Source organism: Saccharothrix xinjiangensis (genome assembly GCF_039527585.1).
Lineage (GTDB): Bacteria > Actinomycetota > Actinomycetes > Mycobacteriales > Pseudonocardiaceae > Actinosynnema > Actinosynnema xinjiangensis.
Genome location: NZ_BAAAKE010000001.1, coordinates 994,650 through 1,008,822, shown reverse-complemented (window position 1 = coordinate 1,008,822; position 14,173 = coordinate 994,650). Strand labels below are relative to the sequence as shown.

Here is a 14,173-nt window from a genome sequence, read left to right as displayed (position 1 = left end):
GGCGCGAGTCCCGCGCCAGCCGCCCGCATACCCATCGCTCGGCGGCACACCCCGAGACGCTTTCGTTTTTTTCGGATAGACTGTGGCCAGTCGAAGAACCGGAAGGAACGACGATGACTGCAGCACTGCAGCGGCACACCCTGTTCCCCCCTGTTGACAGCCATGACGACTTGGCGCACGCGGCGGAGGCCCTGCACGGCCACACCAAGCTCGTCAGCCCGGACGGCACGGAGATCAAACTGCCAGGCGAGGTGTTCGCCGCGCTGCGTGACGTGGTCGAGGCCCTGTCGAACGGGCTCGCGATCACGATCGCGCCGCAGACGACGCAGCTGACCACACAGCAGGCTGCGGACATGCTCAACATCTCGCGTCCCACGCTGGTGCGGCTCCTGGAAGGTGGCGAAATCCCGTTCGAGATGCGCGGGCGTCACCGGCGGGTTCGGTTGACCGATCTGCTGGACTATCAGGAACGCGCTCGCGTCCGCCGCCGCACCGCCCTGGACGAGCTAGCGCGTGAAGCCGTCAAAGACGGCTCTTACGACGCCGTGGATCAGTTCCCCCGGACCCGCTAGTGCCCTTCCCCGCATTCCTCGATGCCTGCGTGCTCATCCCGTACCGCTTGGCAGACCTGTTGCTGAGGCTGGCGGAGGCGAACACATACCGTCCACTCTGGTCCGACGAGGTGCTCGACGAAGTCGAGCGCAACCTCCCTCGCGTGGGGCACCGCACCCCGGAGAGCGCCCAGAGGTTCGTCGACACCATCCGCCGGGTGTTCCCCGATGCGCTGGTGACCGGTTATGAGTCACTGACGCAGGTGATGACCAACGATCCGAAGGATCGGCACGTGCTCGCCGCCGCAGCGTACGGTGGCGCAGCTGTGATCGTGACCGCCAACACCGACGACTTCCCCGTCGGGGCGTTGGCACCGTACGGCCTGAACGCCGTGCACCCGGACGACTTCCTGCTCGATCAGTTCGACCTATACCCCGATCGCACGGTTGAGTGCATCAACGACCAGATCAGCGCGTACAACAAGCCGGAAGTCACGCCTGAGGAGTTCCTGGACCGCTTGGCCAAGGTCGTTCCCGACTTCGCCGAGGAAGTGCACACTCCCGTGCTGCAGGCCCGGTGGCGACAGCGCCTCTGACCCGGGCCCATCGAGCCAGCCGGTGAACGGGTCCTGCCGCCCACGTGTGGACACGATGCTCCGTGCGATCCACGTGCGACAGGCAGTGGTCGACAAGGGGCAACTACGGCTGCCGATGATCCGGCTCCCAGGCAGGTCGCCGTCTCCACCAGGACAACAAGATCGGGTTCCCAAGCTGTAGAGGCGGGTTCGATTCCCGTCACCCGCTCTTCTACGACGAAGGCCCAGGTGAGAGCCGGTTCGCTGGCCAGCCTGGGCCTTCGTCGTGTTCGGGCTTCGGGCTCATCGTGCGAACGGCGTGCAAGGGGCCGGCAGGGTGCGTGCCCTGGGCTCCTCGTCCCCTGCCCGGGTCGAGCAACCTTGCACGGTGCAAGCACCGCACCAACGGGTCGATTCATACCGGCACAGCAGACAATCTCGGCCAGAGCATCAAAAAACGTTTTACACTCCCCTGCGGGCAGAATTTTATGCAGGGAGTTGTTGCGCATGAACAACACTGATCGACACTGCCGCACGTGCGACACCAGACTGGCCGGCGACAACCGTGACGTGCGGTGTTCCCGATGTTCGAGAGCCCTGAAGCTCCGCGCACCGGTGTTGTCGTCAGATTTCTGGGAACAGCCGGTCCTGCGTGATGCGTTGCATTCACGCAACATCGGTCAGGTGTTGCGCGCGTACCGCCGGGCAATGGCTCCTGCCGTCACCCAGGAAACCCTCGCGACGTGGTTGCACCTCTCCCAAGGGCATGTCAGCGAGATCGAGCGCTCCCGTCGGCCGGTGACGGACCTGGAACGCCTCGAACGGTGGTGCGACGCCCTGCACGTGCCCCGCCACCTGCGCTGGTTCACCGCGAGCGGTCTCGATCTCCACAACCAGGAACCCCAAGGGGCACAAGAAGAACCACCCTCCCTCGGCCTTGCCTGCTCGGCGTCCCTCATGGCTACGGTGGAGGCGGTTGCCGAACTCGGGAGGCACGACATGCAGCGCAGAACCCTCCTCGCGGGCGCACTGTTCAGCGTCGCAGCATCCGTCGCACCGAGCCGCGACTGGCTGCTGGCCACCCTCGACGAAGCCGGTGCCGCCAAGGGCAAGGTCGGCGGTGAGCAGGTCGAGGCGATCCGCCGGACCTTCGGCGCGTTCCAGGAACTGGACGTCATGCGCGGCGGCGGACACGCACGTCAACAGCTCTCGGCCTACCTGACCTCCCACGTCGTGCCGCTGCTGAAGTCCAACGACCCGACGAGCGAGACCGGCCGTGCCCTGTACGAGGCCGCCGCCGAACAGCTCTACCTGCTCGGCTGGATGGCCTTCGACAACGGCGAACACACCGTGGCCCAGCGCTACCTGATCCAGGCCCTGCGCCTGGCCGAAGCCGCCGGCAGCCCCGACCTCGGCGCCCACGTCCTGGCGGGCCTCTCCGACCAGGCCACCCTCACCGGCCACCCCGACCACGCCGCGCAACTCGCCAAGGCAGGTCGGGCCGGACCGACCCGAGGTCACTCCGACGCCTGCCTGGCCGACCTCTACGCCCTCCAGGCCCGCGCCGAGGCCGCCATGGGCGACGGTGCGGCAGCGACCCGCAGCGTCCACCTCTCCGAAACCGCCTTCGCGGACGTCGACCGGGACACCGAACCGGAGTGGGCCCGCTTCATCGACGCCGCCTACCTCAACGGCGAGTACGCCCACACCTTCCGCGACCTCCACCGCCCCGACGAGGCAGCCCACTTCGCCCGGCTCTCGATCGCGGAATCCGAACGCCAGAACCGGGCTCGCCGCGGATCCCTGGCCCAAGCCGCCCTGTCCCGCTCTGCACTGGACAACCACGACCTCGAAGCCGCAGCAGCCGCGGGTGTGGTCGCGGCCAAGCTCGCCGCCGGCGTCAAGTCGACGCGGTCGACCGAGGCGGTCACAGACCTGCGGACCCGTCTGCGTGACCACCACAACTCACCGGTGGTGCGCGAGTTCCTCGACCTCTCCGGCGCCCTGCTCCCGGCGATGTCCGGATTTGCCGAACAGGGCTAGCAAGGGCAGGAGGGCACCGGATGGGTTCGCCTTCAAGCGCCTTGATGAGCCTCCAATGGTAACTCGGCAGCAGACGAAAGTCATTTCGCCTGCTGCCAAGCCTCACGTCGGGATTCTGACCGTTCGGCTCACCCGGTCCGTTATGCCGCGATTTGCACCGCTTCGAGCGTGTGGGTTCGCTCGCTCTCCTCCTGGGCATGGTCGAGCATGTTCAGCCAGACCACGCGGGCGCGGAGGCCGTGGTCTTCGTGGTGGTAGAAGCGCACCGCGTTTTCGATGCTGGCCAGGGTGAACAGGAACTTCTCGCCGTTGGCCGACATCATCACCCGGTCCTCGAACGCCATGCCGTAGGCGACGACCCGGCCGTTGACGCGCTCGCCGTGTTCCTGCACCACCGCGAACAACCGAGGAGCACCCTGCTCGGCCAGGAAGTCACCCACCGCCCGGAACAGCGCCTCATCACACACCGGCGGCAAGCCCTCGAAGTCGACATCGTTCATCGGTTCACCGCCTCGGCCACCTCGTCCGGCGTGGTGCCGACGATCCCCGTCAACGCCTCGAAGTCCACCGGCGCGAGCCTGGTCAACGCCTCACACCGATCCGCGAACGCCGTCGCCTCCGTGGCCAGCTGCCGCGCGAAGTCGATCGCCAGCCGCGCGCCGTCCTCATGACCGGCGATCTGCACCGTCAACCGTGCGTCACCGGACGAGACCACCAAGGACGGATGCCCCTGCGCGTGCTCGACCACCACCGCCTCCGCGTCCTCCTCCGGCTGGAGAAGCATGTACAACCCCATCGGCCTCACCTCCGTGTACATCTAGGCTTGCCTGACCAGGCTCACCCGCGCAGAGAATCGGTTTCACGCCAATGACCGATGAGGTATCGACACCACCACTAAACGTACGTCAACGCGATGACCACAGCCTCGCACTCCAGGTATCAGCGCACGTTCAGCAACCCAGGCAGGTCGTGCAGGGAGTCGATCACCCCATCGGCATCACGCCGCACCAACGGATCGTCAGTCCACAGGTAGCCCCACGGCCCACGCCGGATCAACACTGTGCGCAGCCCGGCAGCCTTCGCCGCCACGACGTCATTGTCCCGATGGTCACCGACGTAAAGCACGTCAGCGGCGTTCGTCGCAGGGGTCATGGCCACGACCCGTTCGAAGAAGCCCGGCTCAGGCTTGGCCACCTCCCACTCACCCGACGTCGCCAACCCGTCCACCGGGAGCTTCAACCCACGCAGCAGCTCGGCGGCGCGAACAGTCTGGTTGCCCGCGACACCGACCCACAGCCCCAACTCACGAAGCCGCGCCAGCCCGGTCCGCACATCCGGGTATAAGTCGCCCTCGTCAATGCGCTCACCCACCCCGGCCTCCTCCCGCAACCGCCGCTCACGGGCAACGTCGAAGCCAGGCCGGAAGTACTGGAACGTCTCGGCGTTGTCCTGCTCTGCCGCCGTGACCGCACCCAACACCGGGGAGAAGGTGTGCCGGGGCACTCCGATCCAGTCGGCCCATGCACCCCACTCGCGGGAGTCGTCCAGCAGCGTCTCACCGGCGTCGAACACCACCGCGGCCACCATGACTCATACCTACCGCATCGGCCCCGCAGCACACACGGCCTGACCTCGGTGTTCAGAGTTTCTTTTCTTCATTCAAGGCGGCCCCTCCGGGGGCCGCTGGCCGTTGGTGCCAGGCCGATGCCGAAGGACCGACACCCCTGCTGGTCTGGCACGCCCAAGCGGGCCTGGCGGCCCGCGGGCGTGCCACGCGAGGAAGGGCGCCGGTCCCGACGTCGACGAGGAACGGCCAGCAACCCCCGCAGGCGACCGCAAAGGGTTAAAGAAGCGCTCGCCGCGCGGCAGGCCAGCAGGATGACCGGGACGACACCGCCGGTCCGGGTACCAGCGTGGGTCGGGTTTCGTGTCATCCCGCCGACCTCCCCGAAGGCAACCATACGCGTCAAGGGGGCTGTCCCAGCCATCAGTGCGACCTGGTGGAAGGCGCCCCCTTGACACGCATGGTTGGGACGAGCCAGGTCGGCGGGATGACACGAAGCCCTCATTTGCAATGATGCGCGATCTGACCAAGTGGAACACTAAATCTAAGCGCGACGCTTTAGTGACTTTCGCCCTCTTTTTTCACCTTTCATCTCACGGATAATATCGTTCATCATTTGACGAGCAGTCTCCCTGCGAGCTTCATCTACCCGCTCCACCTGGATTTCAATGTCTCGAATATCCACTTCGGTCAATCGGTGATGCTTGGACTGAGTCGCAGCTAGCTCAATTGAGAATGTAGCCTCAATTAAACTTGTTAACAATTCGGTTAGATTGACGCCGCCGCCGCCTCCCGGAGGCCATTCGCTTCGCCTCATCCGCCTCATCGTGTGTGCATGCATGTACCAGATTCCATCGCGCATGCACTCGTCAAGCGCATGGTTGACATTCATGCGCGCCTGCCTGCATATCTCCGTGAATTCTTCCTCGCAAACCGTCTTTCCTGCGCGTAGGTCTTGCACGGCATCTTCTAGAATGTGTTGCCAAATCCTGGTCGTGGCACGGATGGCTATCGTACGAGTGGTACGTTCGTCAAACTTTTCCTCGTATTGCTGCTGTGTCTCTCGTCGGTGCATCAGCAGCGGACCGGCGACCGCACCGAGAGCTCCGATAAATGCGCCAATGACTACTCCGGCAAAGCCTATAAAAGCTACGCTGGCGGACATCGAACTGGCCTCCCTCGATGCTCTATGCTCTCGATATTGCACTCTATTAGTGCAAGGTGACGCTTTGCTGTCAGTCGGAGGAGTAGTCTACTGTTCAGCCCTTCGCACAGACAGGGCCAACTCGGTGAGAGCGGGCCCGGTCAGGAAATAGCGCACTTTCTTAGCCAAGCGCATGAGAGCTGCCTGATCGGATCTCGTAGAGTGGATCTGATTACATAAGAGCAGGAGCGAGTATTCTGTTGGCGCGACGGTCGGACGCTCGGTTGCACTGACTGTGGACAGCTTGACACTTGGTGACATCGACCGGTCACGGCTTACCTAATGGCAGGCGCGGAGATCATCTCCATATCTTATCCCAGTGAAACGACGGCAGATGATCGTGATACATACCCAGCAACGCTCAATCAGCGCTACGCATCAGTGCAGGTGAATGCCAGTGTTGACCAATTATGGCGAACGATGACAGGTTTCTCGCTCTAATCCCGAGGTAGCAGGCCGGGACGATCGCCGAGTAATTGGCTTGATCGGGCGGCTTTAACGTTCGGCTGACACGCCTGCGGGCAGCTCACCGCCTTGGCGGCGTCGATCAGTCCACAGGCTTGCCGACGTGTAGGTAAGCGTGCCAGTCGATGTTCTGACTATGCGGGAGGTCGAATGCGATTCGCGCGTTCGATGAGTGGTTCCGCCTGATCGTCATGCCCGAGTTCTTGTGGCACCGTGGCAAGATTATCTAGGCGGGTGGCGACGGTGGGGTGGTCGGGGCCATAGGTGGCCTCGTCGATAGTCAGCGCCCGCTCGAACAGGGGTTGAGCGTCGCCAGGGCGGCCGTGGGTTTGGAGGTAGGTGGCTGCGCTGTCGAGCAGCCACGCACTGTAATTCGTGGTGGTGGACGGGTTTGTGGTGATGTCCTCGTACACGGTCAGGACATGGGGCAGCAGAGCCCGCCACCGCGGCCAGTTCCCCGGAGCGGTCGTGATGTCGCCAGGTAGGTCTGCCGCGAGCAGTTCCTGGACCGTCGAGGCCGGAGACGTGTGGTCCGGTGTCGATACTGCCGTGGTGCGGGCGCGCAGTGACTGTTGGATCAGTCGGTGGGCGATGGTGATTTCGTCGCCGGTGCGCCGGGCCAGGAACCATTCGGCCAGTGCCCCGACCGTCTCGGCGAAGCCGACCGGGTCCGCCACAGCCTGGGCCAATGGTTCCGGCAGGAGGTCAGGGTGGGTGGTGAACAGGTCCAGGGGGACGGGTTCGGGGGCCATCCAGGCCAGCAGGTCCAGCAGGTGCACCGCCGCGGGGTTCTGCTTGGCCAGGGCGGTCAGCGAGAGGTCCCACAGGGTCGCCAGGGTGTCGTTGCGGCCGGCGACCCGGCCCCGGCCGATCATCTCGGCGGTGCGGGTGCGCAGCAGGTCCAGGTATGTGGTGGCGGGGAGTTCGGTGGCCTCCAGGTAGGCCGAGGCCTGTTCCAGCGCCAGAGGCAGGTCCCCAAGCCGCTCGGTCAGCCGGTCGGCCTCGTCGTCGGTCATCGAGGGCACACGACGCCGCAGCAGCGCCACGCTCTCCGCCCGGTCGAGCACGTCCACGTCCAGCACCTCGCCCAGCGCTCGGAACCCGTGGCGCCGGGTCGTCACCAACACCCGCCCGTCCCCCTACGGCAGGTAGGGCCGCAGGGTATCGACGTCCTCGGCATTGTCGAAGACCACCAACCACCGCCGACGCCCCCGCAGCTCCGACAGGACCCTCGCCGCGGGATCGCCGTCCCCGTCCAGGTCGAGCGCCGCACCCAGATCTGCCAGGTGGTCGGGGATCGGGGAGGGTTGTTCGGCCGGAATTCACCACACCACGTCGAAGTCACCGGCGAACCGGTGCACGTACTTGATGGCCAACTGCGACTTGCCCACCCCGCCCAAGCCCCGCAGCGAGTGCACCGCCACCGTCCCCGACGACCGCATCGCCTCCCGCAACCGCTCCAACGACCCCGCACGCCCGGTGAAGTTCGGATTGCGCGCAGGCACGTTCCACACCCCGGGTAAGGAACCCGGGAACCGCGGCTCCCGCACCACCCCCCGCCGCCGCCCCGGGAACCGCGGAGCCGAAGCTGGCTTCAAACGACCCTCCACCGCGCCCTTCACCACCCGCAACAGCCGATCACGGGCATCATCCGGCGACAGGCCGAACAGGTCTTCCGACACCACCGACCCCAGCAGACCCGGCCGGTCGCAGTCCTCCACCCGCAGCACCAGCAGCTTGCGGTTCTCACCCAACGGGGCATCGCGCCACGCGGCCTGCCACTCCGCCGCCCCGTAGGCCGACGACGCGTAAGCCGCCGACAGCACCGCGATCGTGCGCTCCGCCTTCTGTACACCCTCCTGCATCGAAGCGACCCAGTTGCTGCCCGGCACGATGTCCCACGCCTGGATCAGCACCCGGTGGCCGGCCTCCTCCAACTCCCACGCGACCCACTCGGCCCACGGCCGATCGTCCTGCGTGTAAGAGACGAAGAAGTCCCACCCGTCCGTCACCGGACACCACCCCTCGCACCGAGTACCCGGATACATCGTGCCCGCCCAACACCCGGTTACCGGACAAGCCACGCCCAGAGACTCGAACGGCGGAACATGCACGGAACGCGCTGACGCGAAATGCGCGAACCTCTTACGAACATGCAGGTCAGAGAGTCATGCCGGATCGACTGGCAGATCCTGCGCAAGGATCTTCACAGGACGGGCCGCCGTGCAACTAGCGTGCGATAAGCCATGGTCGACACAGGTCAGCGACGGGCACCTATGCCAGATTCCTGCCGCTGGTCACTGCACCTGCCAGGACAGGCAGATCGGGTTCCCAAGCTGTAGAGGCGGGTTCGATTCCCGTCACCCGCTCGGAACGGCGAAGGCCCGGGTCACCTGACCCGGGCCTTCGCCGTGATCAGGTGTCACCCGCTTCCCCGTACACGTGGGGGAGCCTCCTCCTCTGCCGTATCGTTGTCTGAGGTCCACCCCGCGCGAGCGGGGGTGATCCGCACCTGACCCGGGACGCGAGCACCTCAGGGTGCACGGGAAGGCACTCGGTAGGCTCGTTGCCCAGGTCGACGGATCTTCCTCCTGTGCGCGGGACGGGCTCACCGGCAGCAGCGCCTCGGAGGCCACACCATGACCAGTGCACGCCGCTTGGACGGCTACACGTTGGCAGATTGGGAGCGCCTTGAGCCTGCGGAGGGCCACCGCGTCGAACTGGTCGACGGGCGGTTCGTGGTGAGCGCCGCCCCGGCTGTCGCGCACCAACGCGTCGCGGACCGGCTCTGTCGGCTCCTGGACGACGCCGTCGCCGACGGCGGCATGGAAGCCGTGACGGCGGTCGGTGTGCGCGTGGCCCCCGGGCTGGGCTACATCCCCGACGTGGTGGTGTGCACGGAACTGGTGGAGACCACCGCCGTCGAGGTCGAGCTGGTCGCGCTCGCGGTCGAGGTGGTCAGCCCGTCCACCGCTCGCCGCGACCGGTTGGAGAAGCCCGCCGCGTTCGCCGCGGCCGGGGTGCCTGCCTTCTGGCGGGTGGAGGTCGGTCGCGAGGACGGGCCGGTCATCTACTGCTACCGGTTGGACCAGGGCGTGTACGTAAAGGCCGTGACGCTCCAAGCGGGCACTGCCGGAACCGTTGACGTCCCCGGCGGTGGCACCGTCACGTTCGACCCCGCCGACCTGGCCGGCTCCCGCCGCCCCCGGTCGTGATCAGGCTCGTTCCGGCACTACGAGCCCTCGGGCGGTCGGCTCCGTGCAACTGCCGTGCGACAAGCGCCGGTCGATGACGGGCGACCCCGGTCATCCAGGACCGAACGCCACCGCAGGTCGTGGCCCGGAGCAGCACTGAGCGATCGGGTTCCCGAGCCGTAGAGGCGGGTTCGATTCCCCTCACCCGACCCGGGCCTTCGCCGTGATCGGGCTCTGAGGACTGTTGACCGGTCCCGGTGATCGGCCGAACGGGGTGCCCCTGGTCGAAACAGGCCGAACCTCCCGCCGCTCAACCGTCCAGTGCCGCCACCACCTGCTCGGCCGGCCCCTGATCCGCCGCGCAGGCGGAGTCCCGGTCGGTCGCCGTTGCGAAAAGGCGGACCACGTGTTCGGCGGGGAGTTCGCGTCCACCGCCGCACCTCCACGTGGACCTCCAGCGGAGGGGCAGCCACCAGGACCAATGTCGTCGCCGGCCCGTGCGGCAGGATCGGCGCGGTGACGACCTACGTGCGCTTCCAGGGCGCCGACCGCCATGAGGACGGTTTCTTCCCCGGTGTGTTCTGGCTGATCAACCGGCTCGCCCGGGACGGTGTGCTCACCGAGGAGCAGGAGCGGTTCCGGCGTGTCAACAACGCCTGGTACGACGCCGCCTACACCACGCCCTCGCACGTCGACCCGACCGTCTTCGACCCGGCGGTCAACCCCGGCGCGGTGGCCTGGTTCAAGGCCGACGCCGCCGCGCACCTGGTCGAGCGCGTCGACGGCTACCTGGAGGTCCTCGCCGCGCACGGCGTCGCCTGTGGGGCCGTGCGGTCCACCGATCCCGGTCGGGTCGTCTATGAGGACGAGCACCAGGTCGTGGTCGTGCCGCACGACCGGGCCGGTCGGCTCGACGTGACCGCCTAGGTCGACCTGGCCAGCCAGCCCGCCCACTCGTCCAGGCGGCCCAGCGCCGCCCGCAGGTCGGCCAGCAGCTCCAGCGCGTGCGGGCCGGCGGCGGCGCGCTCGGCCGCCGTCACGGGGCGGTGTCCCAGGGCTCGCCACACCATCCACGCCGCGCCGCCCAGGTACACCTTCAGCAGGCCCGCGAAGGACGTCGGGGACGCCGGCGGACGCCTGCCCGTGACCGCCTCGTACGCGGAGATCACCCGTTGGAACGCCGCGCGGTCCTCGCCCCGGCCGCTGAAGCGCACCGCCGCGCGGGTCAGCTCCCACTCCGCCCACTCGGGTCCCGCGCCGTCCCAGTCGAGCAGCAGCGGTCCGCCGGCGGTCTCCAGCACGTTGTCCGGCTTGAAGTCCCGGTGGCTGCTCACCGGCGTCAGGCCGGTCGCGTCCCCGCCCAGCCCGATGGCCTCGGCGATGTCCGGCAGGTAGGCGCGGACCTCGTCGGTGAACGGGCCCGGCGCCTCGTCCAGCCACGTCAGCCACTCCGCCACCGGGTGCGGGTCCCACGTGGCGGTCCCGCCGGCGGGCAGGTCGTGCAGGGCGCCCATCGTGCGGCCGACCCACTCGGTGACGTCACCGGTCGGCGGCCGGCCCTCGCACCACTCGTGCACCAGGTAGCTGTGCCCGTCGACGTCGGCGAGCAGCGGTGCGGCGGGCTCCAGCGGGTGCACGGGCCGGGGCATGGGCAGGCCGCGTTCCCACGCCGCCAGCTGCACCTCGGCCGCCACCAGGTAGTCGCGCAGCCACCAGTCCTCGCGCGACCGGTTGAGCCGCTTCACCGCCCACTCGCCGCGCTCCGTGCGCAACCGCCACACCAGGTGCGCGCGCCCGCCCGACACCGGCTCCCACGAGGTCGCGCCACCCAGGCCGAACGCCGCCGCCACCGCATCCACGGCGTCGAAGCTAGGTCAAAGTCAGGCGCCGGGCGAGCGCCACACGCGCTCGTACCGCTCCTGGTCCCGCTTCTTCCGCTCGTTGCGCACCGCGGCGGCCGCGCCGCGCGGGTAGCCGTACTTCGTCATCCGGTGGTCGGTGCTCTCGATCGCGTAGGACACGCCGAAGTACACGCCGACCACGAGGCCCAGCGAGCCGCACGCGATCGCCAGCGGCCACGGCGCGCCCAGGCCGAGCACGAGCGCCAGGGCGATGACCGCGGTCAGGGGCAGGACCTGGAGGAACACGCGGGCGGTGAACCACGCCAGCCACGACGGCCTGGTCGCCTGGTGGAACACCCACTCGCGGTGGCGCTGCGGCAGTCGGCCGCCCAGCAGGTACCAGGAGCGCATCACGAACGAGGGTTTCATCGACTCCGCTCCGAGGCCGCGATGACCCGCGTCAGGACGGCGTGCAGGTGCTGGAGCTCCTCCAGCGACATGCCCAGCCGGTCCACGATCGCGGGAGGGATCTCCAACGCCCGCTCGCGCAGCTCCGCCCCGGCGCCGGTCAGCGCCACGGCCAGCTGCCGCTCGTCGGCGGCGTCCCGCGAGCGGGTCACGTAGCCGACCGCCTCCAGGCGCTTGAGCAGCGGCGACAGGGTCGCGGGCTCCAGGGCGAGCTTCCGGCTCAGCTCCTTGACCGACAGCGGCTCCTCGCCCCACAGCGCGAGCATCACCAGGTACTGCGGGTGGGTGAGCCCCATCGGCTCCAGCAGCGGCCGGTAGAGCGCGATCACGTTCCGGGAGGCCACGGCCAGGGCGAAGCAGACCTGGCGGTCCAGGTCCAGCGGGTCGTCGAAGCTTTGTGCGCTAACCATTAGTACACACACTACCCGGGCGGCCCTCGTCCCCCGCGTGAGCCGGGACACCCCTCCCGCCGCGCGGTCGCGCGACGGGAGGGGGCCCGAGGTCGTCAGGTGCGCGCGGGCACCCGCTCGTCCTCGTCGTCGGAGCGCAGCGAGTCGATCAGCGCGTCGCGCTCGGCCGACGGCTCCGGCTTGATCAGCAGGCCGATCACCAGGTACAGCACCAGCGACACCAGCAGCGGCCAGGACACGATCACCGACTGGGTGACGAACTCGACCTTGTTCTGCTGGAGCACGTACAGCACCGCCCAGGTGGCCAGGCCGCCCACCGTCGAGGAGATCGCCGCGGTCGGGCCGACCTTGCGGAACCACGGCAACAGGCCGAGCATCAGCGGGATGGCGATCGGGCCCATCGTGGCCGCCACCAGGGCGATCACCACCTTGAGCACGAAGCCCTTGGTGTCCGCGGTCAGCGCGATCGTCATGCTCAGCCCGATGAACGCGAACGTGGTGATCCGCGCCAGCTTCAGCTGCGCGTCCTCGCCCAGCCGCGTCACGCCCTTCCACAGCCTCGGCAGCATGTCGCGGGTGATCACCGCGGAGATCACGTTGGCGTCCGACGACACCATCGCCATGGTGTGCGAGAAGAAGCCCGCCAGCACCAGGCCCACCATGCCCGCGGGCAGCATGGCCTTGCCCATCTCGACGTAGGCCTGCTCGGCGTTGCCCTCCATGCCCGGCACGATCAGCGGCGCGGCCCACATCGGGAAGAACAGCACCAGCGGCCAGACCAGCCACAGCAGGCTGGACAGCAGCGCGGACCGCTTGGCGGCGGCGCCGGACGGCGCGGCCATGTAGCGCTGCGCCAGGTTCCACATGCCGCCGTTGTACTCCAGCGTCTTGATCAGGAACAGCGCCATGAAGAAGATCAGCGTGTACTGGCCGGACAGCGGGTCGGAGTGCGACTCGGGCAGCTGGTCCCACATCGTCCACATGAAGTCGATGCCGCCGAAGTGCGAGGCGACCGCGACGAACATGACGATGCCCGCCAGGCCCTGGATGACGAACTGGCCGAAGTCGGTCAGCGCGTCGGCCCACAGGCCGCCGAGGACCGAGTAGACCATGGTCACGACGCCGGTGAGGGCGATGCCGATCCAGATCGGCACGCCCGCGAAGCCCTGGAGCAGCAGCGCCACCGCGACCCACTTGGCGGCGATGTCCACCACCTTCAGCGCCGCGCCCGACCACGCCATGATCTGCTGCGTCGGCACGTTGTAGCGGCGGGCCAGGTATTCCAGCGGCGACTTCACGCCGTGCTTGGACCGCAGCCGGTTCCAGGCGCCCGCCCAGAGGAACGCGCCGATGCCGACGCCCAGGCCGATCGTCAGCGCCCACCAGATGTAGACGGTCAGGCCCAGCCGGTACGCCTCGGCGGCGAACGCGACGAACATGACGGCGCTGTAGCCGGACATGTGGTGCGAGATGCCGGACAGCCACCACGGCATCCGTCCGCCCGCGGTGAAGAAGTCGGCGATGTTCTTGACCCGCCCCCGTGACCAGTAGCCGATCGCCACCATCACGAAGAAGTACCCACCGACGACTACCCAGTCGAGGGTGTCCATGCGGCCTCCACTAGTGCTCGGCCCAAGGGTGGCTGCGCGGAACTACGGGCGGCGGTGCGCGGCGTCCCACATGGGTGTGTGACGTAGGTCTTACGAGGCTGTTGCGCAACGCGGAAGGTCATCAGCGGTCATTGAGTCACACTTGTGATCCTTGTTCACGTACGTGACCAAGAGCTACGGAAAGTTTTTCGAGGAAACCACGTCATGGCTGGTCGGCGTCGTTGTCGCATGGGCATGAGAACCGGTGT

At 67.6% G+C, this 14,173-nt stretch carries 15 protein-coding genes; 5 read left to right on the top strand and 10 right to left on the bottom strand.

The window, feature by feature from the left end; all coding sequences use genetic code 11:
- Positions 1–113 precede the first annotated feature (113 nt).
- The 3 genes from ABD223_RS04755 to ABD223_RS04745 all read left to right on the top strand — a co-directional run bounded on the left by ABD223_RS04755 (position 114) and on the right by ABD223_RS04745 (position 3,169).
- Complete coding sequence (locus ABD223_RS04755; protein ID WP_344034594.1) at positions 114–572, top strand: helix-turn-helix domain-containing protein; 459 nt, start codon at positions 114–116, stop codon at positions 570–572.
- Positions 572–1,147, top strand: coding sequence for a VapC50 family PIN domain-containing toxin (locus ABD223_RS04750; protein WP_344034593.1), 576 nt, complete (start codon positions 572–574; stop codon positions 1,145–1,147). Before ABD223_RS04755 ends, ABD223_RS04750 begins: the two co-directional genes overlap by 1 nt.
- A gap of 486 nt (positions 1,148–1,633) precedes the next feature.
- Complete coding sequence (locus ABD223_RS04745) at positions 1,634–3,169, top strand: helix-turn-helix domain-containing protein (protein ID WP_344034592.1); 1,536 nt, start codon at positions 1,634–1,636, stop codon at positions 3,167–3,169.
- A gap of 140 nt (positions 3,170–3,309) precedes the next feature.
- Here the strand turns inward: ABD223_RS04745 and ABD223_RS04740 are convergent, their stop codons facing one another.
- The 6 genes from ABD223_RS04740 to ABD223_RS04715 all read right to left on the bottom strand — a co-directional run bounded on the left by ABD223_RS04740 (position 3,310) and on the right by ABD223_RS04715 (position 8,414).
- Positions 3,310–3,669, bottom strand: a complete 360-nt coding sequence (locus ABD223_RS04740; RefSeq protein WP_344034591.1) for a hypothetical protein — start codon at positions 3,667–3,669, stop codon at positions 3,310–3,312.
- Positions 3,666–3,965, bottom strand: a complete 300-nt coding sequence (locus ABD223_RS04735; RefSeq protein ID WP_344034590.1) for a hypothetical protein — start codon at positions 3,963–3,965, stop codon at positions 3,666–3,668. Before ABD223_RS04735 ends, ABD223_RS04740 begins: the two co-directional genes overlap by 4 nt.
- A 143-nt stretch (positions 3,966–4,108) precedes the next feature.
- The gene (locus tag ABD223_RS04730) at positions 4,109–4,756 is read right to left on the bottom strand and encodes an HAD family hydrolase (protein ID WP_344034588.1); all 648 of its coding nucleotides are present in this window, start codon (positions 4,754–4,756) and stop codon (positions 4,109–4,111) included.
- Between the two features lie 521 nt (positions 4,757–5,277).
- Positions 5,278–5,898, bottom strand: coding sequence for a hypothetical protein (locus ABD223_RS04725; protein ID WP_344034587.1), 621 nt, complete (start codon positions 5,896–5,898; stop codon positions 5,278–5,280).
- Between the two features lie 638 nt (positions 5,899–6,536).
- Positions 6,537–7,475, bottom strand: coding sequence for a tetratricopeptide repeat protein (locus ABD223_RS04720; protein ID WP_344034586.1), 939 nt, complete (start codon positions 7,473–7,475; stop codon positions 6,537–6,539).
- A gap of 249 nt (positions 7,476–7,724) precedes the next feature.
- Complete coding sequence (locus ABD223_RS04715) at positions 7,725–8,414, bottom strand: toll/interleukin-1 receptor domain-containing protein (protein ID WP_344034585.1); 690 nt, start codon at positions 8,412–8,414, stop codon at positions 7,725–7,727.
- Between the two features lie 627 nt (positions 8,415–9,041).
- Here ABD223_RS04715 and ABD223_RS04710 point away from each other — a divergent pair.
- Together ABD223_RS04710 and ABD223_RS04705 are read left to right on the top strand one after the other, a co-directional pair.
- Positions 9,042–9,617, top strand: coding sequence for a Uma2 family endonuclease (locus tag ABD223_RS04710; RefSeq protein WP_344034584.1), 576 nt, complete (start codon positions 9,042–9,044; stop codon positions 9,615–9,617).
- A 495-nt stretch (positions 9,618–10,112) separates the two neighbouring features.
- Positions 10,113–10,523, top strand: coding sequence for a hypothetical protein (locus ABD223_RS04705; RefSeq protein WP_344034583.1), 411 nt, complete (start codon positions 10,113–10,115; stop codon positions 10,521–10,523).
- Here ABD223_RS04705 and ABD223_RS04700 read toward each other — a convergent pair.
- The 4 genes from ABD223_RS04700 to ABD223_RS04685 form a co-directional block, all read right to left on the bottom strand.
- On the bottom strand, positions 10,520–11,455 hold the full coding sequence (locus ABD223_RS04700) for a phosphotransferase enzyme family protein (RefSeq protein ID WP_344034582.1): 936 nt from the start codon (positions 11,453–11,455) through the stop codon (positions 10,520–10,522). The genes ABD223_RS04705 and ABD223_RS04700 overlap by 4 nt on opposite strands.
- Positions 11,456–11,476: 21 nt before the next feature.
- On the bottom strand, positions 11,477–11,866 hold the full coding sequence (locus tag ABD223_RS04695) for a DUF5313 family protein (protein WP_344034581.1): 390 nt from the start codon (positions 11,864–11,866) through the stop codon (positions 11,477–11,479).
- Positions 11,863–12,315 (bottom strand): MarR family winged helix-turn-helix transcriptional regulator, encoded by a 453-nt coding sequence (locus ABD223_RS04690; RefSeq protein ID WP_344034580.1) that lies wholly within the window; start codon positions 12,313–12,315, stop codon positions 11,863–11,865. Before ABD223_RS04690 ends, ABD223_RS04695 begins: the two co-directional genes overlap by 4 nt.
- 95 nt (positions 12,316–12,410) lie before the next feature.
- On the bottom strand, positions 12,411–13,925 hold the full coding sequence (locus ABD223_RS04685; RefSeq protein ID WP_344034579.1) for a sodium:solute symporter family protein: 1,515 nt from the start codon (positions 13,923–13,925) through the stop codon (positions 12,411–12,413).
- Positions 13,926–14,173 lie beyond the last annotated feature (248 nt).

Coding starts and splice junctions, on each gene's coding strand:
- ABD223_RS04755 (WP_344034594.1), top strand. CDS start 114: ATGACTGCAGCACTGCAGCGGCACACCCTGTTCCCCCCTGTTGACAGC.
- ABD223_RS04745 (WP_344034592.1), top strand. CDS start 1,634: ATGAACAACACTGATCGACACTGCCGCACGTGCGACACCAGACTGGCC.
- ABD223_RS04740 (WP_344034591.1), bottom strand. CDS start 3,669: ATGAACGATGTCGACTTCGAGGGCTTGCCGCCGGTGTGTGATGAGGCG.
- ABD223_RS04735 (WP_344034590.1), bottom strand. CDS start 3,965: ATGGGGTTGTACATGCTTCTCCAGCCGGAGGAGGACGCGGAGGCGGTG.
- ABD223_RS04730 (WP_344034588.1), bottom strand. CDS start 4,756: ATGGTGGCCGCGGTGGTGTTCGACGCCGGTGAGACGCTGCTGGACGAC.
- ABD223_RS04725 (WP_344034587.1), bottom strand. CDS start 5,898: ATGTCCGCCAGCGTAGCTTTTATAGGCTTTGCCGGAGTAGTCATTGGC.
- ABD223_RS04710 (WP_344034584.1), top strand. CDS start 9,042: ATGACCAGTGCACGCCGCTTGGACGGCTACACGTTGGCAGATTGGGAG.
- ABD223_RS04695 (WP_344034581.1), bottom strand. CDS start 11,866: ATGAAACCCTCGTTCGTGATGCGCTCCTGGTACCTGCTGGGCGGCCGA.
- ABD223_RS04690 (WP_344034580.1), bottom strand. CDS start 12,315: ATGGTTAGCGCACAAAGCTTCGACGACCCGCTGGACCTGGACCGCCAG.
- ABD223_RS04685 (WP_344034579.1), bottom strand. CDS start 13,925: ATGGACACCCTCGACTGGGTAGTCGTCGGTGGGTACTTCTTCGTGATG.